The sequence below is a fragment of the Streptomyces sp. NPDC058295 genome, assembly GCF_042880655.1.
GTDB classification, from domain to species: Bacteria; Actinomycetota; Actinomycetes; order Streptomycetales; family Streptomycetaceae; genus Streptomyces; species Streptomyces coriariae.
Map to the genome: position 1 here is coordinate 211,443 of NZ_JBHVYO010000005.1, position 25,223 is coordinate 236,665.

The window sequence follows — 25,223 nt, forward strand, 5'->3', positions numbered from 1 at the left end:
ACGGGCCTTGACTTAGTTAGTGATTGAGCACTAACTTGGTCGCATGGTCAGGATGAGCGCAGACGAGAGGCGCGAGAGCGTCATCCGCGCGGCGACGAGCGAGTTCGCCCGGGGTGGCTATCACGGCACCTCCACCGAGGCGATCGCCAGGCGGGTGGGTGTCTCGCAGCCGTATCTCTTCCGGCTCTTCGCGGGCAAGAAAGCGATCTTCCTCGCGGCCTCCGAGCGCTGTATGGACGACACCGTCCGCACGTTCGCGGAGGCCGCCAGGGGGCTGGAGGGCGAAGAGGCCCTGCATGCCATGGCGAACGCGTACACCAGGGTCATCGCGGAGCAGCCCGAACAGCTGATGATGCAGATGCAGACGTATGTCGCGGTGGCCGCCGCGGAGGCGGAGGGTGACCACGGCTTCGGGGAGGCCGTGCGCGCCGGGTGGATGCGGCTCTGGGACACCGTCCATCTGCCCCTCGGTGCCGACGTCAACGAGACGACGACCTTCATGGCGTACGGCATGCTCGTCAACTGCCTGGTGGCCATGGGGTTCGCGCCCGGACACCGGGTCTGGGAAGGGATGTATCCCTCGGCTCGGATCAAGGGCCGACTGGAGAAATAGCGCGGGCGGCGGGGTCGCCGGTGCCATCGAAGGGCGCATTTTCATGGGCGCAAAAGTTAGTCATCAATTACTAACCGGAATTCGACCACCCGCTGGGGGAGCGATGTCAGAAGCGATGTCAGAGCAGACCGCACGTCGCGGGGGAGCCGTCTGGGCCCTCGTCATCACCAGCGTCGCCGGGTTCATGGCGGCCCTCGACAACCTCGTCGTCACCACCGCCCTGCCGTCCATCCGCGAGGATCTCGGCGGCGGGCTGGGCGACCTCGAATGGACCGTGAGCGCCTACACGCTCACCTTCGCCGTGCTCCTGATGTTCGGCGCGGCGCTCGGCGACCGGTTCGGCCGCCGGCGGATGTTCCTCGTCGGGCTCACCGTCTTCACCGCCGCCTCCGCCGCCGCGGCCATGGCCCCCGGCATCGACTCCCTCATCGCCGCCCGCGCGGTCCAGGGTGTCGGCGCGGCCGTCATGATGCCGCTGACGCTCACCCTCCTCACGGCGGCCGTGCCCGCCGCCAAGCGCGGAATGGCCTACGGCATCTGGGGCGCGGTCAACGGACTCGCGGTCGCCTCCGGGCCGCTCATCGGTGGCAGCCTCACCGAACACGTGTCCTGGCACTGGATCTTCTGGCTGAACGTTCCGCTGGGCCTCGCCCTGCTGCCGCTCGCCCGGCTGCGCCTCGCCGAGTCCTACGGCACCGGTGCCCCGCTCGACTTCCCCGGCACCCTGCTCGCCAGCGGCGGCCTCTTCGGGCTCGTCTACGGCCTGGTGCGCGGGCCGGCCGACGGCTGGACCAGCCCGCTCGTGCTCACCGGGCTGTTCGCGGGCGCCGTCCTGCTCGTCGGGTTCGTCCTGCACGGGCTGCGGGCCAAGAACCCCATGCTGCCGATGCGCCTCTTCCGGTCCCGCGCCTTCGCCGGGATCAACGCCGCGAGCCTGCTGATGTTCCTCGGGATGTTCGGCTCGATCTTCCTGCTCAGCCAGTACATGCAGGGCGTCCTCGGTTACTCGCCCACCGAGGCGGGCCTCAGGATGCTGCCGTGGACCGGTATGCCGATGCTCGTCGCGCCGATCGCCGGCATCCTCTCCGACCGTGTCGGAGGCCGGCCGGTCGTCGCCACCGGACTCTTCCTCCAGGCCGCCGGTCTCGGCTGGATGGCCGCCGTGGCGACCGTCGACGCCTCCTACGCCGTCCAGCTGCCCGGTCTGATCGTCAGCGGCATCGGCATGGCGCTGTTCTTCGCCCCGGCCTCCAACCTGGTGATGTCCAGCGTCCGACCGCAGGAGCAGGGGATCGCCTCCGGCGCCAACAACGCGCTGCGGGAGGTCGGCGGGGCCCTCGGCATCGCGATCATGTCGTCGATCTTCGCGGCGCAGGGCGGCTACGAGTCCGGCCAGACCTTCGTCGACGGACTGCGGCCCGCGCTGGTCACGGGCGCGGCGGTGGTGGCCCTCGCCGGGTTCGCCACCCTGCTGATACCGGCCCGGCGGCGAACGGACTCCGAGGCGGGTCCCGAGGCGGACTCCGAGCCGAACTCCGAGGCGGCGCCCGTGCTGGAGCCCGCCGCCCGCTGAGACACACGGCACAGAGAAGTGCCCGGACCCGTCCGGCACGCGCGCGTACGGCCCCGTCCACCTCGGCGGGGCCGTACGCGCGCGTGCCGTGACCGGCGAGGGGGGGGATCGGGCTGTCGAGGGCCGGGCGGGCGGGGCTGTCGGTGGTGTCTCGTAGGGTGGGGCGCGTGCAGGAACTCCACGATGCCCCGCTCGCCCCGCTGACCACCTTCCGGCTGGGCGGTCCCGCCGCCAGGCTGGTGACCGCGACGACCGACGCCGAGGTGATCGCAGCCGTACGCGAGGCCGACGCCGACGGTACGCCGCTGCTGATCGTCGGCGGTGGCTCGAACCTCGTCATCGGCGACAAGGGCTTCGAGGGCACCGCCCTGCGTATCGCCACGCGCGGCTGCGAACTCGTCGGGACACGACTGGAGCTGGCCGCGGGCGAGATCTGGACCGACGCGGTCGCCCGCACCGTGGAGGCCGGGCTGGCCGGCGTCGAGTGCCTGGCCGGCATCCCCGGCTCGGCGGGCGCGACCCCGATCCAGAACGTCGGGGCCTACGGCCAGGAGGTCTCCACGACGATCACCGAGGTGATCGCGTACGACCGCCGGGCGGGCGGGACGGTCACGCTCACCAACGAGGAGTGCGCCTTCTCCTACCGGCACAGCCGCTTCAAGGCCGACCCCGAGCGGTATGTCGTCCTGCGCGTCCGCTTCGCACTCGAGGACGCGGACGGGCTGTCGGCGCCCCTGAAGTACGCCGAGACGGCACGCGCGCTGGGCGTGGGGCCCGGGGACCGGGTGCCGCTCGCCGAGGCCCGCGAGACCGTGCTGAAGCTGCGCGCCGGGAAGGGCATGGTCCTCGACCCGGAGGACCACGACACCTGGTCGGCCGGCTCCTTCTTCACCAACCCGATCCTCAGCGACGCCGACTTCGCCGCGTTCCACGCGCGCGTGAAGGAGCGGCTGGGCGACGGCGCGGAGCCGCCCGCCTACCCGGCGGGGGCGGGACACACCAAGACCTCCGCGGCCTGGCTGATCGACAAGGCGGGCTTCACCAAGGGGTACGGCAGCGGGCCCGCCCGGATCTCCACCAAGCACACCCTCGCCCTCACCAACCGCGGCGCGGCCACCACGGAGGACCTGCTGGCGCTGGCCCGCGAGGTCGTGGCCGGGGTACGCGAGGCCTTCGGGGTCACGCTGGTCAACGAGCCGGTGATGGTGGGCGCCGGGCTCTAGCCGGCCCGCCCCCTCCGCCCGCCGCGCTACGCCAGCCAGTCGTCCACGCCCGCCAGCAGCTTCGCCCTGACGTCCTCCGGCGCCGCCGAGGCCCGTACGGACTGGCGGGCCAGCTCCGCCAACTCCTCGTCCGTGAAGGCGTGGTGGCGGCGGGCGATGTCGTACTGCGCCGCCAGGCGTGCGCCGAACAGCAGCGGGTCGTCGGCGCCCAGGGCCAACGGCACCCCGGCCTCGAAGAGCGTCCGCAGCGGAACGTCCTCCGGCTTCTCGTACACGCCCAGCGCCACGTTCGACGCCGGGCACACCTCGCAGGTCACGCCCCGGTCGGCGAGCCTCTTCAGCAGCCGTGGATCCTCGGCCGCCCGCACCCCGTGCCCCAGCCGGTTCGCGTCCAGGTCGTCCAGGCAGTCGCGGACGGACGAGGGGCCGGTCAACTCGCCGCCGTGCGGGGCGGACAGCAGCCCGCCCTCCCGGGCGATCGCGAAGGCCCGGTCGAAGTCCCTCGCCATGCCCCGGCGTTCGTCGTTCGACAGCCCGAAACCGACCACCCCCCGGTCCGCGTACCGCACGGCCAGCCGGGCCAGGGTGCGGGCGTCCAGCGGGTGTTTCATCCGGTTCGCCGCGACCAGCACCCGCATGCCGAGCCCGGTGTCGCGCGAGGCGGTCTCCACCGCGTCCAGGATGATCTCCAGCGCCGGGATCAGCCCGCCCAGCCGGGGCGCGTACGAGGTCGGGTCCACCTGGATCTCCAGCCAGCCCGAGCCGTCCTTCAGGTCCTCCTCCGCGGCCTCCCGCACCAGCCGCTGGATGTCCTCCGGCTCGCGTACGCACGAGCGCGCCGCGTCGTACAGGCGCTGGAAGCGGAACCAGCCCCGTTCGTCCGTGGCCCGAAGCTTGGGTGGCTCCCCGCTGGTCAGCGCCTCGTTCAGCGCGTCCGGCAGGTGCACGCCGTACTTGTCGGCCAGTTCCAGCACGGTGGTGGCCCGCATCGATCCGGTGAAGTGCAGGTGCAGATGGGCTTTCGGCAGCTCAGAGACATCACGTACACGCTCCATTCCAGGATCCTGCCGTACCTTCCGGTCGTCCCGGTAGCGCTTTCCCCGATCGTGGTCTTGCTCGCACAAAGCAACGGGCCGCCTCCCGAGGGGAGACGGCCCGCAGACTGCCCACGTGAGTGGTCCGAACTCAGTCCCTGGCCTCCGCCAGCAGCTTCTGGATGCGGCTCACGCCCTCGACGAGGTCCTCGTCGCCCAGCGCGTACGACAGCCGCAGGTAGCCCGGCGTACCGAAGGCCTCACCCGGGACCACCGCGACCTCGGCCTCCTCCAGGATCAGCGCGGCCAGCTCGACCGAGTCCTGCGGACGCTTGCCGCGGATCTCCTTGCCGAGCAGCGCCTTCACCGAGGGGTAGGCGTAGAACGCGCCCTCGGGCTCCGGGCAGAGGACGCCGTCGATCTCGTTCAGCATCCGCACGATCGTCTTGCGGCGCCGGTCGAAGGCCTCGCGCATCTTCTCGACGGCCGACAGGTCACCGGAGACGGCGGCCAGCGCGGCGATCTGCGCCACGTTGGAGACGTTCGAGGTGGCGTGCGACTGGAGGTTCGTGGCGGCCTTGACGACATCCTTCGGGCCGATGATCCAGCCCACCCGCCAGCCGGTCATCGCGTACGTCTTCGCGACGCCGTTGACCACGATGCACTTGTCGCGCAGCTCGGGGAGGATCCCCGGCAGCGAGGTGAACTTCGCGTCGCCGTAGACGAGGTGCTCGTAGATCTCGTCCGTCATCACCCACAGGCCGTGCTCGACGGCCCAGCGGCCGATCGCTTCGGCGTCCTCGGCGTTGTAGACGGCGCCGGTCGGGTTGGACGGGGAGACGAAGAGCACGACCTTCGTGTTCTCCGTGCGGGCCGCCTCCAGCTGCTCGACCGAGACCCGGTAGCCGGTCGTCTCGTCGGCCACCACCTCCACCGGGACACCGCCGGCCAGCCGGATGGACTCGGGGTAGGTGGTCCAGTACGGCGCCGGGACGATGACCTCGTCGCCCGGGTCGAGGATCGCGGCGAAGGCGTTGTAGATCGCCTGCTTGCCGCCGTTGGTGACCAGGATCTGCGAGGCGTCCACCTCGTAGCCCGAATCACGCAGCGTCTTCGCGGCGATCGCGGTCTTCAGCTCGGGGAGACCACCGGCCGGCGTGTAGCGGTGGTACTTGGGGTTCTTGCAGGCCTCGACGGCCGCCTCGACGACATAGTCCGGGGTCGGGAAGTCGGGCTCGCCCGCGCCGAAGCCGATCACCGGACGTCCGGCGGCCTTCAGGGCCTTGGCCTTGGCGTCCACGGCAAGGGTGGCGGACTCGGAGATCGCGCCGACGCGGGCGGAGACCCGGCGCTCGGTGGGAGGGGTTGCAGCGCTCATGGCACCCATGGTTTCAGACCGGAAACCGCCCCGGCACACGGGTTTCACGGACTGGTCAGCCGACTGAACATCAGAGTGATTACGATCAAGGCCGCTTTCCGTTCGACGAGGCGCTCAAGACCACGTACACTCACACGTCGTTGGCCTTCGACAGCCGCGCCCCAACAGGTGCACACCGAGCACCCGGTCGGATGCGGTACGTTGGGGAACACACAAAGGGTCGTAGCTCAATTGGTAGAGCACTGGTCTCCAAAACCAGCGGTTGGGGGTTCAAGTCCCTCCGGCCCTGCTACACACTCCGTCACCAGGATGTGTGCGCAGCGCATGTACGTCCAGCAATGCATCGCCGTGCGGCTCAGACCGGGCGCGGCACGGCCACGACCCGGGAACAGGTGAGGACGAATGGCGGATGCCGTGGGCTCCATCGACACGCCTGATGCCCAGGACGAGGTGCCTGAGGCGCAGAAGAAGACCCGCAAGGGCGGCAAGCGCGCCAAGAAGGGCCCGCTGAAGCGTCTCGCGCTCTTCTATCGGCAGATCGTTGCGGAGCTCCGCAAGGTCGTATGGCCGACGCGGAACCAGCTGACGACGTACACGACCGTGGTGATCGTCTTCGTCGTCATCGTGATCGGCCTGGTGACCGTGATTGACTATGGACTCAGCCACGCCGCCAAGTACGTTTTTGGCTGAGCCTAGAGCGAAGGGCGCCGAGGTATCCGGCGCCCCTTTCGCATGTTCCACCCCTATGTATCCAGGAAGAAGCAGCCACCGTGTCTGACCAGAACCTGAACGACGCCATCGAGCCGGAAGAGTCCGTGGACGACGAGCTCGACATCGTCGAGGGTGCGGACGAGGTGGACGAGTTCGAGGCTGCCGAGGCCGAAGCGGGCGAACCCGCGGAGGAAGCCGCACTCCACGTCGAGGACGAGGAAGCCGACGAGGACGTCGAGAACGAGGACGTCGTCGACGAGGCCGAGGAAGAAGAGCCGGCCGAGCCCGTCGACCCCGTTGTCGCCCTGCGCGAGGAGCTGCGCACCCTCCCCGGCGAGTGGTACGTCATCCACACGTACGCCGGCTACGAGAACCGGGTGAAGACCAACCTGGAGCAGCGCGCCGTCTCGCTCAACGTCGAGGACTACATCTTCGCGGCCGAGGTGCCGCAGGAAGAGGTCGTCCAGATCAAGAACGGCGACCGCAAGACCATCCGTCAGAACAAGCTCCCCGGCTACGTGCTGGTGCGCATGGACCTGACGAACGAGTCCTGGGGCGTCGTCCGTAACACCCCCGGCGTCACCGGCTTCGTGGGCAACGCGTACGACCCGTACCCGCTGACCCTGGACGAGATCGTCAAGATGCTCGCCCCGGAGGCCGAGGAGAAGGCCGCGCGTGAGGCCGCCGAGGCCGAGGGCAAGCCGGCTCCGTCCCGCAAGGTCGAGGTTCAGGTGCTGGACTTCGAGGTGGGTGACTCGGTCACCGTCACCGACGGCCCGTTCGCCACGCTCCAGGCCACGATCAACGAGATCAACGCCGACTCGAAGAAGGTCAAGGGCCTCGTCGAGATCTTCGGTCGCGAGACCCCGGTCGAGCTGAGCTTCGACCAGATCCAGAAGAACTAGCCTCCTCTGGAACACAAGCCTCCGATCAGGTCAGACAGGCTTTCACAGCCTGTCTGACCTGCTCGGTTTTTGGCCGCGCATGGATACCCGTTATCGTTGTGCGGTATGCCTCCATCCGGATCATCCGGAACGAGGCTGAAAACTCTCACTAGGACCCGGAGAGAGCAATGCCTCCCAAGAAGAAGAAGGTCACGGGGCTCATCAAGCTCCAGATCAACGCCGGTGCGGCCAACCCCGCGCCGCCGGTCGGCCCCGCGCTCGGCCAGCACGGCGTCAACATCATGGAGTTCTGCAAGGCCTACAACGCCGCGACCGAGTCGCAGCGTGGCTGGGTGATCCCGGTGGAGATCACGGTCTACGAAGACCGCTCCTTCACCTTCATCACCAAGACGCCGCCGGCCGCGAAGATGATCCTCAAGGCCGCTGGTGTCGAGAAGGGCTCTGGCGAGCCGCACAAGACCAAGGTCGCCAAGATCACCGAGGCGCAGGTCCGCGAGATCGCCACGACCAAGCTTCCCGACCTGAACGCCAACGACCTGGACGCCGCGTCGAAGATCATCGCCGGCACCGCCCGCTCCATGGGCATCACGGTCGAAGGCTGATCACCAGCCCCGTAGCACCTTCGTAGCACCGTGGCAGGGCCTGCTCGGCCCATACCACGACTCCTCAAGACACACAGGAGCAGTAGTGAGCAAGCGCAGCAAGTCCCTCCGCGCTGCGGACGCCAAGATCGACCGGGAGAAGCTCTACGCCCCGCTCGAGGCCGTCCGTCTCGCCAAGGAGACCTCCACGAGCAAGTTCGACGGCACCGTCGAGGTCGCCTTCCGCCTGGGTGTCGACCCGCGCAAGGCCGACCAGATGGTCCGTGGCACCGTGAACCTGCCGCACGGCACCGGCAAGACCGCCCGGGTCCTGGTCTTCGCGACCGGTGACCGTGCTGCGGCCGCGGAGGCCGCCGGCGCCGACATCGTCGGCTCCGACGAACTGATCGACGAGGTCGCGAAGGGCCGTCTGGACTTCGACGCCGTCGTCGCCACCCCGGACCTCATGGGCAAGGTCGGCCGCCTCGGCCGCGTGCTCGGTCCGCGTGGTCTGATGCCGAACCCGAAGACCGGCACCGTCACCCCCGACGTGGTCAAGGCCGTCACGGAGATCAAGGGCGGCAAGATCGAGTTCCGCGTCGACAAGCACTCGAACCTGCACTTCATCATCGGCAAGTCGTCCTTCGACGACACCCAGCTGGTGGAGAACTACGGCGCGGCCCTGGAGGAGATCCTCCGCCTGAAGCCGTCCGCCGCCAAGGGTCGTTACATCAAGAAGGCCGCGATCAGCACCACGATCGGCCCCGGCATCCTGGTGGACCCGAACCGCACCCGGAACCTTCTCGTCGAGGAGGACCCGGCCGCGGTCTGAGCCTGACAGCTCACCCTCAGTCGGTGACGAGCCCCGCAACCTTTCGAGGTGCGGGGCTCGTCCCTTTTGCCGTACGTATCTTTTTCGTACGACTGTCAGTGCTGTGCGTTAGCGTTCAGTGACAGGAATCCATGGGGGTGGGACGAATGAAGTGCACGAATCTGCGCCACGCGGGCCTCTCGATCGTCGCGGCGGCTCTGCTGACGGGGGTGACGGCCTGCGGCGGCTCCGACGGCTCCGAGGGTTCGGGCGGCTTCGGCGGCTCCGAGAAGGGCGGGGACGGCACCCCCCGACTCAGCCCCATCGCGGCCCTGCGCACCGCCGAGAAGTCCACCGACGGCGCCGACTCCGCGAAGGTCGAGTCGACCACGACCATGGGCTCGGTGATGGCGATGACCGCCGACGGCACCCTCGGCTGGGGGGACGGCCTCACCGGCACGCTCACCATCACGTACACCGGCGGCACCATGGCCGACACCATGCGCCAGATGGGCACCACGTCGATGGAGGCCCGCTATCTGCCCGACGCCTACTACGCGAGGATGGGCGACACCTTCGCGGAGCAGGCCGGCGGCAGGCACTGGATCAGATACGCGTACGACGACCTGGAGAGCCTCGGCGGCAGCTCCGGCGCGTATCTGAAGGACCAGATGCAGAACACCACCCCGAACCAGTCGGTGAAGCTGCTGCTGGCCTCCGGGGACGTGCGGGAGGTCGGCGAGGAGAAGGTGCGGGGGCAGCGGGCCACGCACTACTCGGGGACGGTCGAGGTGGCGGACCTCGCCGAGAAGAACTCCAACCTCAGCCAGAGCCAGCTCGACGACCTGAGGAAGACGCTGGAGCAGGCCGGCGTCACCACCGAGACGGTCGACATCTGGGTCGACGACCGGGATCTGCTGGTCAAGAAGGTCGAGAAGGGCGAGACCACGGCGGGCGCCTACGCTCAGACCGCGTACTACACCGACTACGGCACCGAGGTCTCCGCCGAGGTGCCTCCGGCGAGTGACACCGCGGACTTCTCGGAGCTGGTGAAGCAGCAGGGGGCGGGTACCGGCTCGTAAATCACGGGACCTCTCCCGATCCCCTGGGATACCTTCACGGTCTTGCTGTGAATAGACCGTGTGTTCGCTGTATCGGGTTCTGGGGGAAGTTGGATGAGGTCTTCCGTGGGTGTCCTCGGGCTGTCCGTGCTGCTCGTCGCGGGGTGTGGGGCGGCGGGCGGGACGGAGAGCGGAGGTGACTCCGTCGCCGCGGCCGCCGTCACCCGGGCCGCGGAGAAGGCGGAGGAGACCGTGTCCCTGCGGTACCGCATGACCGGGCGGACGCCGGAGGAGGGCCGTATCAAGGCGGAGGCGGCGATCGGCGTCAAGCCGCCGGCCATGAGCCTGAAGTCCACCGTGCTCAGCGGGCCCGACCAGGGCACGGGTGAGTTCCGGCTGGTCGGCGGGATGCTGTATGTAGGCAGCGACGAAGCCGACGAGAACGGCAAGCACTGGATCAAGTTCGGGGCGCCGGGCAGCTCCGACACCCCCAGCGGGATCAAGGTCGACACCGGCACGATGGTGGACCGGGTCCGGGACAACCCCTCCCACGAGGGCGGGTTCCTCGCCGCGGCCGACGACCTGAAGAAGGCCGGCTCCGAGACCGTCGACGGCGTCCGCACCACCCACTACACGGGCACGGCCACCGTCGACGACATCCGCGCCTCCTACGAGGACGAGGACAAGAGCGTCCGGCAGCGGACCGAGAAGAGCCTCGCCCAGTACGAGAAGCAGGGGGTGGACGAACTCACCATGGACCTGTGGGTCGACGCCGAGGACCGTACGCGGCAGCTGCGGGTGCAGGGCTTCGGACGGCACGGGGAGCTCGACCTCACCCTCACCTTCCGTGACTTCGGCAAGCCCGTGACCGTGAAGGCGCCGGCCACCTCGGACACCCTGGACATGGCCAAGGAGCTGAAGAAGGCCCGGAACTGAGATCCGTACCGGGCCCCGTACGGGCGGATTTGCTTGACGGCGCCCCGTTCACGTAGTCTCCTCGAGAAGCCAAAGACCGCTGGTCGTTGCCGTGCTCTCGCAAGAGGGGGCGGTGGCCGAAGGATCCGCTGCAATGCGGACGACCCGCGTAGGTGTCAGTGGATACGCTCCCGGATCGAAATCCTTCCACGGAATTCGCTCGGTCGAGCAACGCCCCGTGCGCCTGCGCCGGGGCGTTTCGTTGTCCCAGCCCCTTCTGAGCGGTCCTCATCACCCGGAAGGAGGCCGACGCTCTATGGCAAGGCCCGACAAGGCTGCCGCGGTAGCCGAGCTCGCGGACCAGTTCCGCAGCTCGAACGCCGCTGTGCTGACCGAGTACCGGGGTCTCACCGTGGCGCAGCTCAAGACGCTGCGTCGTTCGCTCGGTGAAGACGCCCAGTACGCCGTGGTGAAGAACACGCTGACCAAGATCGCGGCCAACGAGGCCGGGATCTCGACGCTCGACGACCTGTTCAACGGTCCGACGGCGGTTGCCTTCATCACTGGTGACCCGGTGACGTCGGCGAAGGGTCTTCGTGACTTCGCCAAGGACAACCCGAACCTCGTCATCAAGGGCGGTGTCCTTGACGGTAAGGCGCTGTCCGCCGACGAGATCAAGAAGCTTGCGGACCTCGAGTCCCGCGAGGTTCTGCTCGCCAAGCTGGCGGGCGCCATGAAGGGCAAGCAGTCTCAGGCTGCCTCGCTCTTCCAGGCGCTTCCGTCGAAGTTCGTCCGCACCGCGGAGGCGCTTCGCGTCAAGCTGGCCGAGCAGGGCGGTGCCGAGTAACTCGGCTCGCACTTTGACCGCTGCCTGAGGTAGCGGTCGACGCGGGCCGAACGTACGCCCGCCGACATGTACATCCGGCACCTGCCGAATTGAATGGAAGGATCGCCCACCATGGCGACGAAGCTGTCCCAGGAAGAGCTGCTCGCGCAGTTCGAGAACCTCACCCTCATCGAGCTCTCCGAGTTCGTGAAGGCGTTCGAGGAGAAGTTCGACGTCACCGCCGCCGCCGCGGTCGCCGCTGCCCCCGTCGGCCCGACGGCCGCCGTCGAGGCCGCTGAGGAGCAGGACGAGTTCGACGTCATCCTCACCGGTGCCGGCGAGAAGAAGATCCAGGTCATCAAGGTCGTGCGTGAGCTGACCTCCCTGGGTCTGAAGGAGGCCAAGGACCTCGTCGACGGCGCTCCGAAGCCCGTCCTCGAGAAGGTCGCCAAGGACGCCGCCGAGAAGGCTGCCGAGTCCCTCAAGGCCGCCGGCGCCTCCGTCGAGGTCAAGTAACACCTCCCGGTCGGCGACGACCGGACGTGAAGGCTGAAGCAGTCCCTCCGGGGCTGTAACGCTGACGCACCGAAGAGCGATCATCCATCTGGGTGGTCGCTCTTCGGCGTTCCTGGGAGCGTGGCCACGGTTACCTTGCACCCGCTTGACCGGGGGGTATGGTGATCTTCATCGTGTCTCCAGCGCCCGAGTTCGCGCAGGGGGGCCTTGACGAACCGCACGCAGCGCGCAATTCTCAGGACGCGTCGTCACAAGGATCCGAATCCGAGGCATGGATCGACGGCAAAGAGGGCAGTATCACCGTGCGTTGAGGGCTAGCAGACCGAGGGCGTTGAGAACTACGAGGGTCTCCAGAAACCCGCACTGGACATCAGTGTGCCAAGTGGCTACACTGACCCTTTGCGCTGCCTGTTAGCTGTTCCCTGCCCGTCACCAGGGGCATGCCCTCCCTTGAGCCAGACGACCAGACAATCCCCCACCTGGGATTTCTGTCTCTGTGCGCAGGAGAGGAGCCGGTACGCGCGTAGTGAGTCCGAGCCCTCGGAAGGACCCCCTCTTGGCCGCCTCGCGCAACGCCTCGATCGCGAATACGAACAACGCCGCCAGCACCGCCCCGCTGCGCATTTCCTTTGCAAAGATCAGGGAGCCCCTCGAGGTTCCGAACCTTCTCGCGCTGCAAACCGAGAGCTTTGACTGGCTGCTCGGCAACGACGCCTGGAAGGGTCGCGTCGAGGCCGCCCTGGAGTCCGGTCAGGACGTCCCCACCAAGTCCGGTCTGGAGGAGATCTTCGAGGAGATCTCTCCGATCGAGGACTTCTCCGGGTCGATGTCGCTGACCTTCCGCGACCACCGTTTCGAGCCTCCGAAGAACAGCATCGACGAGTGCAAGGACCGCGACTTCACGTACGCGGCCCCGCTCTTCGTGACGGCCGAGTTCACCAACAACGAGACCGGCGAGATCAAGTCCCAGACGGTCTTCATGGGCGACTTCCCGCTCATGACCAACAAGGGCACCTTCGTCATCAACGGCACCGAGCGTGTCGTGGTGTCGCAGCTGGTCCGTTCGCCGGGTGTCTACTTCGACTCCTCCATCGACAAGACGTCCGACAAGGACATCTTCTCCGCCAAGGTCATCCCGTCCCGGGGTGCCTGGCTGGAGCTGGAGATCGACAAGCGCGACATGGTCGGTGTGCGTATCGACCGCAAGCGCAAGCAGTCCGTCACCGTCCTTCTGAAGGCTCTCGGCTGGACCACCGAGCAGATCCTCGAGGAGTTCGGCGAGTACGAGTCCATGCGCGCCACCCTGGAGAAGGACCACACCCAGGGCCAGGACGACGCGCTGCTGGACATCTACCGCAAGCTGCGTCCGGGCGAGCCGCCCACGCGTGAGGCCGCGCAGACGCTGCTCGAGAACCTCTACTTCAACCCCAAGCGCTACGACCTGGCCAAGGTCGGCCGCTACAAGGTCAACAAGAAGCTCGGTGGCGAGGCCCCGCTCAACGCGGGTGTCCTGACCGTCGAGGACGTCATCGCGACGATCAAGTACCTGGTGAAGCTGCACGCCGGGGAGACCGAGACGGTCGGCGAGTCCGGTCGCTCGATCATGGTCGAGACCGACGACATCGACCACTTCGGCAACCGTCGTATCCGCAGCGTCGGCGAGCTCATCCAGAACCAGGTCCGTACGGGTCTGGCTCGTATGGAGCGCGTCGTGCGTGAGCGCATGACGACCCAGGACGTCGAGGCGATCACGCCGCAGACCCTGATCAACATCCGGCCGGTCGTCGCCTCCATCAAGGAGTTCTTCGGCACCAGCCAGCTGTCGCAGTTCATGGACCAGAACAACCCGCTGTCGGGTCTGACGCACAAGCGTCGTCTCAACGCCCTCGGCCCGGGTGGTCTGTCCCGTGAGCGGGCCGGCTTCGAGGTCCGTGACGTGCACCCGTCCCACTACGGACGCATGTGCCCGATCGAGACCCCCGAAGGCCCGAACATCGGTCTGATCGGTTCGCTCGCCTCCTACGGCCGCGTCAACGCGTTCGGTTTCGTGGAGACGCCGTACCGCCGGGTCACCGACGGTGTCGTCACCGACGAGGTCGACTACCTGACGGCCGACGAAGAGGACCGGTTCGTCATCGCGCAGGCCAACGCCACGCTCGACGACGACCTGCGCTTCACCGAGAACCGCGTCCTGGTCCGCCGCCGTGGCGGCGAGGTCGACTACGTCCCCGGTGACGACGTGGACTACATGGACGTCTCGCCGCGCCAGATGGTGTCGGTCGCGACCGCCATGATCCCGTTCCTCGAGCACGACGACGCCAACCGTGCCCTCATGGGCGCGAACATGATGCGTCAGGCCGTGCCGCTCATCAAGAGCGAGGCCCCGCTCGTCGGCACCGGCATGGAGTACCGCTCCGCCGTCGACGCCGGCGACGTGGTCAAGGCCGAGAAGGACGGTGTGGTCCAGGAGGTCTCCGCGGACTACATCACCACGACCAACGACGACGGCACGTACATCACGTACCGCCTGGCCAAGTTCTCCCGGTCCAACCAGGGCACCTCGGTCAACCAGAAGGTCATCGTCAACGAGGGCGACCGGATCATCACCGGTCAGGTCCTCGCCGACGGCCCGGCCACCGAGAACGGCGAGATGGCCCTGGGCAAGAACCTGCTCGTGGCGTTCATGCCGTGGGAGGGTCACAACTACGAGGACGCGATCATCCTGTCGCAGCGCCTCGTGCAGGACGACGTCCTCTCCTCGATCCACATCGAGGAGCACGAGGTCGACGCCCGTGACACCAAGCTCGGCCCGGAGGAGATCACCCGGGACATCCCGAACGTCTCCGAGGAGGTCCTCGCCGACCTCGACGAGCGCGGCATCATCCGTATCGGTGCCGAGGTCGTCGCCGGTGACATCCTCGTCGGCAAGGTCACGCCCAAGGGTGAGACCGAGCTGACCCCGGAGGAGCGCCTGCTGCGCGCCATCTTCGGTGAGAAGGCCCGTGAGGTCCGTGACACCTCGCTGAAGGTGCCGCACGGCGAGATCGGCAAGGTCATCGGCGTCCGCGTCTTCGACCGTGAAGAGGGCGACGAGCTGCCGCCGGGCGTGAACCAGCTGGTTCGGGTCTACGTGGCGCAGAAGCGCAAGATCACGGACGGTGACAAGCTCGCCGGCCGTCACGGCAACAAGGGTGTCATCTCCAAGATCCTGCCCATCGAGGACATGCCGTTCCTCGAGGACGGGACCCCGGTCGACATCATCCTCAACCCGCTGGGTGTGCCGTCCCGAATGAACCCGGGACAGGTGCTGGAGATCCACCTCGGCTGGCTCGCCAGCCGCGGCTGGGACGTCTCCGGACTCGGCGAGGACTGGGCCAAGCGCCTGCAGGCCATCGGCGCCGACCAGGTCTCCCCGGGTACCAACGTCGCCACCCCCGTCTTCGACGGTGCGCGTGAGGACGAGCTCGCGGGTCTGCTGAACCACACCATCCCGAACCGTGACGGCGAGCGCATGGTGCTCCCGACCGGTAAGGCCAGGATGTTCGACGGCCGCTCCGGCGAGCCGTTCCCGGAGCCGATCTCGGTCGGCTACATGTACATCCTGAAGCTGCACCACCTGGTCGACGACAAGCTGCACGCCCGCTCGACCGGTCCGTACTCGATGATCACCCAGCAGCCGCTGGGTGGTAAGGCGCAGTTCGGCGGTCAGCGCTTCGGTGAGATGGAGGTGTGGGCGCTGGAGGCTTATGGCGCCGCGTACGCCCTCCAGGAGCTGCTGACGATCAAGTCCGACGACGTCACCGGCCGCGTGAAGGTCTACGAGGCCATCGTCAAGGGCGAGAACATCCCCGAGCCCGGCATCCCCGAGTCCTTCAAGGTGCTCATCAAGGAGATGCAGTCTCTCTGCCTGAACGTGGAGGTGCTGTCCAGTGACGGTATGTCCATCGAGATGCGTGACACCGACGAGGATGTCTTCCGCGCTGCGGAGGAGCTCGGCATCGACCTGTCCCGGCGTGAGCCGAGCAGCGTCGAAGAGGTCTGACGGGGGTTCGGCAGGGCTCACGACGTTGAGCCCTGCCGGCCCCGGGACCCCCGTATCAGACCCTAAGACTTACAACCCTGAGAGGGATTGACGCATAGTGCTCGACGTCAACTTCTTCGACGAGCTCCGGATCGGTCTGGCTACCGCTGACGACATCCGTCAGTGGAGCCACGGCGAGGTCAAGAAGCCCGAGACGATCAACTACCGCACGCTCAAGCCCGAAAAGGACGGACTCTTCTGCGAGAAGATCTTCGGTCCGACCCGGGACTGGGAGTGCTACTGCGGCAAGTACAAGCGTGTCCGCTTCAAGGGCATCATCTGTGAGCGCTGCGGCGTCGAGGTGACCCGCGCCAAGGTGCGTCGTGAGCGGATGGGCCACATCGAGCTTGCCGCTCCCGTCACGCACATCTGGTACTTCAAGGGTGTCCCGAGCCGTCTGGGCTACCTGCTCGACCTGGCTCCGAAGGACCTCGAGAAGGTCATCTACTTCGCGGCGTACATGATCACGTACGTCGACGACGAGCGCCGTACTCGTGACCTGCCCTCGCTGGAGGCGCACGTCTCCGTCGAGCGTCAGCAGATCGAGAACCGCCGCGACTCCGACCTCGAGGCCCGCGCCAAGAAGCTCGAGACCGACCTGGCCGAGCTCGAGGCCGAGGGCGCCAAGGCCGACGTGCGCCGCAAGGTGCGCGAAGGCGCCGAGCGTGAGATGAAGCAGCTCCGTGACCGCGCCCAGCGCGAGATCGACCGTCTCGACGAGGTGTGGGCCCGCTTCAAGAACCTCAAGGTCCAGGACCTCGAGGGCGACGAGCTGCTCTACCGCGAGCTGCGTGACCGCTTCGGCACGTACTTCGACGGTTCGATGGGTGCCGCGGCGCTGCAGAAGCGCCTGGAGTCCTTCGACCTCGACGAGGAGGCCGAGCGCCTCCGCGAGATCATCCGTACCGGCAAGGGCCAGAAGAAGACCCGTGCGCTCAAGCGCCTCAAGGTCGTCTCCGCGTTCCTGCAGACCAGCAACAGCCCCAAGGGCATGGTGCTGGACTGCGTGCCGGTCATCCCGCCGGACCTTCGCCCGATGGTGCAGCTGGACGGTGGCCGCTTCGCGACCTCCGACCTGAACGACCTGTACCGCCGTGTGATCAACCGGAACAACCGCCTGAAGCGCCTTCTCGACCTCGGTGCGCCCGAGATCATCGTGAACAACGAGAAGCGCATGCTCCAGGAGGCCGTCGACGCCCTCTTCGACAACGGTCGTCGTGGTCGCCCGGTCACCGGTCCCGGTAACCGCCCGCTGAAGTCCCTCAGCGACATGCTGAAGGGCAAGCAGGGTCGATTCCGTCAGAACCTGCTCGGCAAGCGTGTGGACTACTCCGCGCGTTCCGTGATCGTCGTCGGTCCGCAGCTGAAGCTGCACCAGTGCGGTCTGCCGAAGGCGATGGCGCTGGAGCTCTTCAAGCCGTTCGTGATGAAGCGCCTGGTCGACCTGAACCACGCGCAGAACATCAAGAGCGCGAAGCGCATGGTGGAGCGCGGCCGCACGGTCGTGTACGACGTCCTCGAAGAGGTCATCGCCGAGCACCCGGTTCTGCTGAACCGTGCGCCCACCCTGCACCGCCTCGGCATCCAGGCCTTCGAGCCGCAGCTGGTCGAAGGCAAGGCCATCCAGATCCACCCGCTCGTCTGCACCGCGTTCAACGCGGACTTCGACGGTGACCAGATGGCCGTCCACCTGCCGCTCTCCGCGGAGGCGCAGGCCGAGGCCCGCATCCTGATGCTGTCCTCGAACAACATCCTGAAGCCCGCCGACGGCCGTCCGGTGACGATGCCGACCCAGGACATGGTCCTCGGTCTGTTCTTCCTCACCACCGACGGCGAGCTGCGTGACACCAAGGGCGAGGGCCGCGCGTTCGGCTCCACGGCCGAGGCGATCATGGCGTTCGACGCCGGTGAGCTCGCGCTGCAGTCGGCGATCGACATCCGCTTCCCGGTGGGCACCATCCCGCCGCGCGGCTGGACCCCGCCGGCCCGCGAAGAGGGCGAGCCGGAGTGGCAGCAGGGTGACACCTTCCGCCTGCGGACGACCCTGGGCCGCGCGCTCTTCAACGAGCTGCTGCCCGAGGACTACCCGTTCGTCGACTACTCGGTGGGCAAGAAGCAGCTCGGCGAGATCGTCAACGACCTCGCGGAGCGCTACCCCAAGGTCATCGTGGCGGCGACGCTCGACAACCTGAAGGCGGCCGGCTTCTACTGGGGCACCCGCTCCGGTGTCACCGTGGCCATCTCCGACGTTGTCGTGCCCGAGGCCAAGAAGGCCATCGTCAAGGGCTACGAGGAGCTGGACGAGAAGGTCCAGAAGCAGTACGAGCGCGGTCTGATCACCAAGGAAGAGCGCACGCAGGAGCTCATCGCGATCTGGACCAAGGCGACCAACGAGGTCGCCGAGGCGATGAACGCGAACTTCCCCAAGACGAACCCCATCTTCATGATGGTTGACTCGGGTGCCCGAGGAAACATGATGCAGATGCGGCAGATCGCCGGTATGCGTGGTCTGGTGTCGAACGCGAAGAACGAGACCATCCCGCGTCCGATCAAGGCCTCGTTCCGTGAGGGCCTGTCCGTCCTCGAGTACTTCATCTCCACGCACGGTGCCCGTAAGGGTCTGGCCGACACCGCCCTGCGTACCGCCGACTCGGGTTACCTGACCCGTCGTCTGGTGGACGTCTCGCAGGACGTCATCATCCGCGAGGAGGACTGTGGCACCGAGCGCGGTCTGAAGCTGCGGATCGCCTCGCACGACGAGGCCGGCGTGCTGCGCAAGGCCGAGGACGTCGAGACCAGCGTCTACGCCCGCATGCTCGCCGAGGACGTCGTCATCGACGGCAAGGTGATCGCGCCGGCCAACGTGGACCTGGGCGACGTGCTCATCGACCAGCTCGTGCGCCACGGTGTCGAGGAGGTCAAGACCCGCTCGATCCTGACCTGTGAGTCCCAGGTCGGCACCTGCGCCATGTGCTACGGCCGCTCGCTGGCCACCGGCAAGCTGGTCGACATCGGTGAGGCGGTCGGCATCATCGCCGCCCAGTCCATCGGTGAGCCCGGTACCCAGCTGACGATGCGTACCTTCCACACCGGTGGTGTGGCCGGTGACGACATCACCCAGGGTCTGCCGCGTGTCGTCGAGCTCTTCGAGGCCCGTACCCCGAAGGGTGTCGCCCCGATCTCCGAGGCCCAGGGCCGCGTGCGGATCGAGGAGACCGAGAAGACCAAGAAGATCGTCATCACGCCGGACGACGGCAGCGACGAGACGGCGTTCCCGATCTCGAAGCGTGCCCGTCTCCTGGTCAGCGAGGGCGAGCACGTAGAGGTGGGCCAGAAGCTCACCGTGGGTGCCACCAACCCGCACGACGTGCTGCGCATCCTGGGTCAGCGTGCCGTCCAGGTCCACCTGGTCGGCGAGGTCCAGAAGGTGTACAACTCGCAGGGTGTGTCGATCCACGACAAGCACATCGAGATCATCATCCGGCAGATGCTGCGCCGCGTGACGATCATCGAGTCCGGCGACGCCGAGCTGCTGCCCGGCGAGCTCGTCGAGCGCTCGAAGTTCGAGGTCGAGAACCGTCGTGTGGTGCAGGAGGGCGGTCACCCGGCCTCCGGTCGTCCGCAGCTCATGGGTATCACCAAGGCCTCGCTGGCCACGGAGTCCTGGCTGTCGGCGGCGTCCTTCCAGGAGACGACCAGGGTGCTGACGGACGCGGCGATCAACGCCAAGTCCGACTCCCTGATCGGCCTCAAGGAGAACGTCATCATCGGTAAGCTCATCCCGGCCGGTACGGGTCTGTCCCGCTACCGCAACATCCGGGTCGAGCCGACCGAGGAGGCCAAGGCCGCGATGTACTCGGCCGTCGGCTACGACGACATCGACTACTCGCCGTTCGGCACGGGCTCCGGCCAGGCCGTTCCGCTGGAGGACTACGACTACGGTCCGTACAACCAGTAAGGCGTACGTCTGAAGTACTGAAGGGCGGTCACCCCGTTGCGCACGGGGTGGCCGCCCTTCGGCATGTCCGGGGGCCGGCGCTAGCGGCCGGTCAGCTCCCAGGCGGTGACGGCGACCGTCGCCAGGGCGGCCAGGGCGCCGATGCTGGCGAGCGGCCAGCGGGAGCGTTCCAGGGCGTCGAGGCGCTGTTCGTGGTCGGCGATCTGTTTGTCGGTCTGGTCGCTGCGCTGGACCAGCAGGGCGAGCGAGCCGTCGACGCGGGCGAAGCCGGCCTCGACGGTGCCGCGCAGCCGCTCCAGTTCCAGGGCCACGGCGGCCGGGTCGGAGAAGGGTTCGTTCACGCGTCGCTCTTTTCGCTGGGCCTTCCGCCGGCCGGGGTGTCCGTGCGCAGCCACGAGGGCAGCAGGGTCTGTACGGCGGGCAGGGCCATGACCCTGGTGACGCCGGCGGCCGCGGTGAGGGCCGCGGCGGCCCAGGGCAGGGTGCCGGGGATGCCGGCGGCGTCGACGACCGTCGGCAGCAGGACGCACAGGCCGACAGCGGTCTGGAGAACGGTACGGAGGGTGCGCTTGGCGGCCTCTGACATCGGGAGCCTCGATTCTCAGGAGCTGTGGGGGACCTTCAGCGCCGCCCAGGACTTGGCGCCGGGCCAGCCGTCGGCGGAGGAGCCGGTGTAGCCGAGCTTGCGCTGCCACTTGGCGTAGGAGAGACGGTCGGCCTCGGTCCACTGCGGGCCGGGGCCGGAGGTGTAGGCGGAGCAGCCGACGGCGACCAGGCGCTTGCCCAGCGCGGTGACGATCGCCGACTTCGGGTTCTTCCGGAACCAGGCGGCGCCGGGGAAGGGCTGGTACTGCGGCGTACCGGTGCCGGTGCCGGTTCCGGTGCCCGGGGTGGTCGGCTTGCCCAGCCGGGTCGCGACCCTGGCACGGAAGTCGGCCATGGTGAAGCCGCGCGGGTCGGTCTTCTTGTTCGTCCACTCCTTGTGGCCGATCACGGAGGCGGCGGACCAGCCGTGCGCCCGGCACAGCGCGGCCGAGGCGCGGACCATGGCTTCCAGCTGGACCGTCGGCCACGGGTCCTTGCCGTCGCCGAGGTTGACGCACTCGAACCCGTAGAAGTGGACGTTGCCGTCCGTGTCGCTCTCGTTCGGCGCGGGCAGCGCCTTCTCGGCGATGACGGCCCTCAGGACGTCACCGTCGCCGCTGCCGGCGTGGTTGGCGCGGCCGTTGCCGACGAGGTGGACCGTGCCGTCCTTGGCGATCACGCCGTGGCAGAGGGGACCGGGCAGGGCGGAGTGGCCGTCGAAGCACAGGCTCACGCTGTTGCCGGTGCCGGAGGTGACGGTGTGGTGCACGATCACCCCGTTGACCGGGCCCCAACTGCCCTTGTGGTTGCGATTGTTGGTGCGCCAGCCGGAGTGTTCGACGACGGTGACGCCCTCGGCCCGCAGCGCGGACACGAGGGCGTCGGCGGAGAGGGGGTTGGCCATGGTGGTGCCTCCCTGGGGAGTGTTCGGGCATGAGAAAACCCCGGCCGGCGGGGGAGCGGCTCGGGGTGGCGGGGGTGGTTCTGCTGTTGTGCGGTGGCCTCAGACCATGGCGGGGTCGCCGTCGGTGCTGGTGCCGTCGCCGTCCTCGGTGCCTTCGTCCGGCTGCCAGCGGGCGCACAGGGCGACGTAGGCCGCAGCGCTGGCCGCGAAGTCGGTCAGGGCGTCGGCGACCGCTCGCTGGACGGCCGTCGGGTCGGGGACGACCGGGTCCGTGCCGACGGGCATGATCGTGATGCGGCCGGTGCCGCGCAGGACCGCGCCGCCCTCGCCGGTCTCGGTGAACTGGGCGGTGACGTTGACCGGCGAGTAGGTGCCGCTGATCGAGTCGGGGCCGACGACCGAGCTGAGGCTGGTGTCGGAGACGTTGACGTGGATCGTGTGGCCGCTCTCGGTAAGGGTGGCCCGGCCCGCGTAGTCGATCGCGAGGCCCCAGGGCTGGGTGGGGTCGATGTCCATGGACGCGCTGCCTTCCTGTGTTGTCGGGGATCAGCTCTGGCGGCCGTGCATGAGGACCGGGGTGGCGTAGACGGTGCCCGAGGTGCTCGTGACGACGGCCTGGATCTCCACCTTGAGGGTGGTGGTGTACACGGAGGAGAAGGTGGCGCTGACCAGGTCCGTGTAGTCGAACTCGGTGCCGGCGGCGACCGTGGGGCCCCACTGGGCGCTGTTCACCAGCACCCGGACCTGGCCGGTCGCGCCGGAACCGGCCGCGGTGCTCAGCCGGAGCCGCATCTTCGGCTGCCAGACCGGGTTGTACGACATCGCGATCGTCGCCCAGGCGGTCGAGGTGGTCTGCGGCCAGCGCGCCTGTGCCGAGTCCTGCGGGGGCAGCATGGCCAGCCAGGGCCGGGCCAGGCCGCCGCTGTTGACGTCGTCGGAGAAGATCTCCCGGTTGCCGTTGTCGTAGATGCGCAGCGGCTGGAGCGAGTTGGCGCTGCCGTCCCCGTTGAACAGGGTCATGGCGAGGCTGCCGGTCTGGCGGTGGATCTCCAGGCCGTACTCGGCGTCCTTCCACGAGCCCACCCGGAACATCGTGTCGGTGCTGCCGGGCCGCTGGACGAGCAAGGTGCCGCCGTCGGTGACCTTCAGGGTGCCGTCCTTGATCTCCACCTCACCGCCGGTGATCGTGTTGAGGGCGGGGCGGGTGTTGACGGCGGTGGACAGCTGCTGGATGCGGCGTTCCATCTGGGTGAGCCGGTCGATGATGTCTTCGGGGAGCTGGGGCATCAGGCGTCCTCCAGGTAGAGCTCGGCGGTGTCGGGACGGCCGCGCTGGGCCGGGCTGACCTTGACGCCGATGATCCGGTAGCGGGCGTCCAGGCCCTCGGTCCACCACTCGTCGGTGATCCGCAGGCGGACGGTGCGGCCCAGCAGCGCGGACGGCACCAGGTCGTCGAGGCGCACGCTGATCTCGGGGATCACCACGGCACCGGTGGCCTCGGCGAGTTCGGCGTTGGCCAGGGACCGCAGGATCGTCGTGCTCGCGATGTCGTTGTGGTCCGAGGCGAGGTCGATACGCGGGTAGCCGACGTCGATCAGGGCCTGGCCGTCGGGGATGTCGGCGTCGGCGAACAGCGGGCGGGACTCGACGGCCTGGTTGGTGTTGTCGGTGGCGCCGCGGGCCCGGGCCGTGGTCCCGCCGCGGGTGGCGTCGCGCGGGAAGCTGTACGAAAGGATCGTGCCGGGCCGGTCCATCACCAGGTCGGTGCTGCCGGTGGTGATCTTCGGGCTGCCCAGCCGCAGCCGGCGGACCCGGGTGCCGGTGACCGGGTCGCGGTAGACGGCGATGTAGTGCTCGAAGCCGTTCTCCAGCGCCGCCAGGGCGTCGATCGCCTCCAGGTAGACGCTCTCGTCGCCGTCGCGGTACGACACCGAGCGCGTCACCCCGGAGAGCTCCTGCCCGAAGGTGACGCCGATGTCGCCGCCGGTCGGCGGAGGAGGCGTGCCGTCGTCGACGAGCTCGCCGGTCTGGAGGTGACGCCACAGCCGCCGCGCCACCTCCAGCTGGTCGTGGGTTCCGGAGAAGGTGAGGTCCTGGCGGATACGGCGGCGGCCGGCGTACGACTCGAAGGTGGCCGCCTGGATGCCGAGGGTGAGCACGCCCCGGTCGTCGCTCTGCAGGGTGGACGTCCAGATGATGCCGCCCCACCACAGGTCGTTGCCGCGCTGGAGGTAGACCGCGGTGCGGCCCTCCTCGATGCGGCGGACGCGGGCGGCCACCTGCGCGTTGGGGACGGGGACGGTGCCGGAGAGGGATCCGGCCTTGCCGATGTAGTCGTCGACGGTGACGTCCCGCAGGGGCAGGATGTCGATGGTGTCGTCGGTGCGCAGATCGCAGAAGATCGCGCGGTAGGGCGTGTTGACGCTCATGAGGCCGCCTCGTAGGTGGCGGTGCCGAGGATGGAGTTTGTGCTCGCCCAGGTCCATGGCGAGGTGGCGTCCACGACACCGGTGTTGGCGAGCGCGGCCCCGCTGGAACGGCCGGTGGAGATCACCAGTTCGAATGTGGTGGAGGTGGGGATCTGCACGCGCGAGACGATCCGGCTGGTGTTGTCCACGCCGAGTTCGGCGAACCCGACGACCGACTGTGCGCCCGCGGCCGGCACCGGCAGGGAGAACCGCCAGTTGTCGGTCGTGGCGGAGCCGGTGCCGTAGGTGGTGGTGCTGCCGAAGACGATCGTGAAGTTGCAGTGCACGGTCCTGCCGGACTTCACGTACCGGCAGTTCACGGTGGCGTTGCCGTAGGACGGCGTCGCCAGGCCGGTGCTGGTCGTCCACGCCGGCGTCCAGCTCTGCCAGGTCGGCAGCGCCGGGTAGTCGGTCCAGGCCGTGCCGGTCCAGCGCTGCAACTGACCGCCGAGGTCCCGGTACTGGCCGGGGTAGGCGCCGTTGGAGGTGTCCGTGGTCACCGGGAGGATGCCGCCGACGCCGACCGTGGCGGTGCGGCGGCCGACCAGCGCCGAGGCCCAGGCGATGCCGCCGGTGCCCGCGCTCGCGTTGGCCGGCACGGTGACCTCGTACAGCGGCAGCGACAGGCCGGGCGCCGCCGGTACCGTCGGGGCCGCGGCCGGGGTGCCCGGGACGATCTCGACGACGGCCTCGGTGCGGCCGAAGCCGTCGTAGGCGTCGTCGTGGATCCGCAGGACGAGCAGGTCGATGCGGTTGTACTGGGCGTTGCCGTCCGCGAACGTCACGGGCAGGTACTCGGTGAGGGCGACCGGGTAGGCGCCCCTGGCGTCGGTGCTCTGGAGCACGGCACGTCCGGGGCTGACCGTGGCGGACATGCTGTTCGCCGTGCCGGTGAGCGTGAAGCCGGAGATGCGGGAGGCGCCGTCGGAGGAGCCCGGCAGCACACCGGAGCGGGTGGCGACGGACGAGGTGGGGGTCAGGGCGCCGAGCGAGACGAGGCGGGTGTCCTCACGGGACTGGCCGTCGGGGGAGAGCCATCCGGAGCGCACGGGCATGGTCGACTCCTTTCGGGAGAACGGG

22 protein-coding genes and 1 tRNA gene are annotated in these 25,223 nt (G+C 68.4%); 14 read left to right on the plus strand and 9 right to left on the minus strand.

Annotation, left to right across the window (positions count from 1 at the left end; genetic code table 11):
- The first annotated feature begins 43 nt into the window (after positions 1-43).
- The 3 genes from ACFVYS_RS07725 to ACFVYS_RS07735 all read left to right on the plus strand — a co-directional run bounded on the left by ACFVYS_RS07725 (position 44) and on the right by ACFVYS_RS07735 (position 3,409).
- The gene (locus ACFVYS_RS07725; RefSeq protein ID WP_389499815.1) at positions 44-613 is read left to right on the plus strand and encodes a TetR/AcrR family transcriptional regulator; all 570 of its coding nucleotides are present in this window, start codon (positions 44-46) and stop codon (positions 611-613) included.
- Between the two features lie 115 nt (positions 614-728).
- Positions 729-2,186: a DHA2 family efflux MFS transporter permease subunit gene (locus ACFVYS_RS07730; RefSeq protein WP_389499817.1), complete on the plus strand. Its 1,458-nt coding sequence runs from the start codon at positions 729-731 to the stop codon at positions 2,184-2,186.
- 167 nt (positions 2,187-2,353) lie between these two features.
- The gene (locus tag ACFVYS_RS07735) at positions 2,354-3,409 is read left to right on the plus strand and encodes a UDP-N-acetylmuramate dehydrogenase (protein ID WP_389499819.1); all 1,056 of its coding nucleotides are present in this window, start codon (positions 2,354-2,356) and stop codon (positions 3,407-3,409) included.
- 26 nt (positions 3,410-3,435) lie between these two features.
- On the opposite strand, the gene ACFVYS_RS07740 is transcribed toward ACFVYS_RS07735, so the two are convergent.
- Positions 3,436-4,464 (minus strand): adenosine deaminase, encoded by a 1,029-nt coding sequence (locus tag ACFVYS_RS07740; RefSeq protein WP_389499821.1) that lies wholly within the window; start codon positions 4,462-4,464, stop codon positions 3,436-3,438.
- 130 nt (positions 4,465-4,594) lie between these two features.
- Entirely contained in the window at positions 4,595-5,821 is a 1,227-nt protein-coding gene (locus ACFVYS_RS07745; RefSeq protein ID WP_389499823.1) for a pyridoxal phosphate-dependent aminotransferase, read from the minus strand.
- A gap of 216 nt (positions 5,822-6,037) precedes the next feature.
- On the opposite strand from ACFVYS_RS07745, the gene ACFVYS_RS07750 reads away from it, so the two are divergent.
- From ACFVYS_RS07750 to ACFVYS_RS07800, 11 genes are all read left to right on the plus strand, one after another.
- Positions 6,038-6,110: transfer RNA gene (locus tag ACFVYS_RS07750), tRNA-Trp, on the plus strand.
- A 113-nt stretch (positions 6,111-6,223) separates the two neighbouring features.
- Positions 6,224-6,511: a preprotein translocase subunit SecE gene (gene secE, locus ACFVYS_RS07755; RefSeq protein ID WP_389499825.1), complete on the plus strand. Its 288-nt coding sequence runs from the start codon at positions 6,224-6,226 to the stop codon at positions 6,509-6,511.
- A gap of 80 nt (positions 6,512-6,591) precedes the next feature.
- The gene (gene nusG, locus ACFVYS_RS07760; RefSeq protein ID WP_389499827.1) at positions 6,592-7,437 is read left to right on the plus strand and encodes a transcription termination/antitermination protein NusG; all 846 of its coding nucleotides are present in this window, start codon (positions 6,592-6,594) and stop codon (positions 7,435-7,437) included.
- A gap of 167 nt (positions 7,438-7,604) precedes the next feature.
- Positions 7,605-8,039 carry a 50S ribosomal protein L11 gene (gene rplK, locus ACFVYS_RS07765; protein ID WP_020132675.1) on the plus strand — a complete coding sequence of 145 codons (435 nt, stop codon included), beginning with the start codon at positions 7,605-7,607 and terminating at the stop codon, positions 8,037-8,039.
- Positions 8,040-8,124: 85 nt separating this feature from the next.
- Positions 8,125-8,850: a 50S ribosomal protein L1 gene (gene rplA / locus ACFVYS_RS07770; RefSeq protein ID WP_389499829.1), complete on the plus strand. Its 726-nt coding sequence runs from the start codon at positions 8,125-8,127 to the stop codon at positions 8,848-8,850.
- Positions 8,851-8,996: 146 nt separating this feature from the next.
- A complete protein-coding gene (locus ACFVYS_RS07775; protein ID WP_389499831.1) occupies positions 8,997-9,911 on the plus strand; it encodes a hypothetical protein in 915 nt (304 codons plus the stop codon).
- Between the two features lie 93 nt (positions 9,912-10,004).
- Positions 10,005-10,826 carry an LppX_LprAFG lipoprotein gene (locus tag ACFVYS_RS07780; RefSeq protein ID WP_389499833.1) on the plus strand — a complete coding sequence of 274 codons (822 nt, stop codon included), beginning with the start codon at positions 10,005-10,007 and terminating at the stop codon, positions 10,824-10,826.
- Positions 10,827-11,121: 295 nt separating this feature from the next.
- A complete protein-coding gene (gene rplJ, locus ACFVYS_RS07785) occupies positions 11,122-11,652 on the plus strand; it encodes a 50S ribosomal protein L10 (RefSeq protein ID WP_020132671.1) in 531 nt (176 codons plus the stop codon).
- Between the two features lie 111 nt (positions 11,653-11,763).
- A complete protein-coding gene (gene rplL / locus ACFVYS_RS07790) occupies positions 11,764-12,147 on the plus strand; it encodes a 50S ribosomal protein L7/L12 (RefSeq protein ID WP_389499835.1) in 384 nt (127 codons plus the stop codon).
- A 556-nt stretch (positions 12,148-12,703) separates the two neighbouring features.
- A complete protein-coding gene (gene rpoB, locus ACFVYS_RS07795; RefSeq protein ID WP_389499837.1) occupies positions 12,704-16,189 on the plus strand; it encodes a DNA-directed RNA polymerase subunit beta in 3,486 nt (1,161 codons plus the stop codon).
- Positions 16,190-16,286: 97 nt separating this feature from the next.
- Positions 16,287-20,186, plus strand: coding sequence for a DNA-directed RNA polymerase subunit beta' (locus ACFVYS_RS07800; RefSeq protein ID WP_171398903.1), 3,900 nt, complete (start codon positions 16,287-16,289; stop codon positions 20,184-20,186).
- Between the two features lie 80 nt (positions 20,187-20,266).
- Here the strand turns inward: ACFVYS_RS07800 and ACFVYS_RS07805 are convergent, their stop codons facing one another.
- From ACFVYS_RS07805 to ACFVYS_RS07835, 7 genes are all read right to left on the minus strand, one after another.
- The gene (locus ACFVYS_RS07805; protein WP_054238759.1) at positions 20,267-20,527 is read right to left on the minus strand and encodes a hypothetical protein; all 261 of its coding nucleotides are present in this window, start codon (positions 20,525-20,527) and stop codon (positions 20,267-20,269) included.
- The gene (locus tag ACFVYS_RS07810) at positions 20,524-20,772 is read right to left on the minus strand and encodes a hypothetical protein (protein ID WP_267018877.1); all 249 of its coding nucleotides are present in this window, start codon (positions 20,770-20,772) and stop codon (positions 20,524-20,526) included. Before ACFVYS_RS07810 ends, ACFVYS_RS07805 begins: the two co-directional genes overlap by 4 nt.
- A gap of 15 nt (positions 20,773-20,787) precedes the next feature.
- Positions 20,788-21,675, minus strand: coding sequence for a peptidoglycan-binding protein (locus ACFVYS_RS07815; RefSeq protein ID WP_389499840.1), 888 nt, complete (start codon positions 21,673-21,675; stop codon positions 20,788-20,790).
- A 99-nt stretch (positions 21,676-21,774) separates the two neighbouring features.
- Positions 21,775-22,191 (minus strand): ATP-binding protein, encoded by a 417-nt coding sequence (locus tag ACFVYS_RS07820; protein ID WP_389499842.1) that lies wholly within the window; start codon positions 22,189-22,191, stop codon positions 21,775-21,777.
- 30 nt (positions 22,192-22,221) lie between these two features.
- Complete coding sequence (locus ACFVYS_RS07825; protein WP_389499844.1) at positions 22,222-22,962, minus strand: hypothetical protein; 741 nt, start codon at positions 22,960-22,962, stop codon at positions 22,222-22,224.
- Positions 22,962-24,104, minus strand: coding sequence for a hypothetical protein (locus ACFVYS_RS07830; protein ID WP_389499845.1), 1,143 nt, complete (start codon positions 24,102-24,104; stop codon positions 22,962-22,964). Before ACFVYS_RS07830 ends, ACFVYS_RS07825 begins: the two co-directional genes overlap by 1 nt.
- Positions 24,101-25,198 carry a hypothetical protein gene (locus ACFVYS_RS07835; protein WP_389499847.1) on the minus strand — a complete coding sequence of 366 codons (1,098 nt, stop codon included), beginning with the start codon at positions 25,196-25,198 and terminating at the stop codon, positions 24,101-24,103. Before ACFVYS_RS07835 ends, ACFVYS_RS07830 begins: the two co-directional genes overlap by 4 nt.
- Between the last annotated feature and the right edge of the window lie 25 nt (positions 25,199-25,223).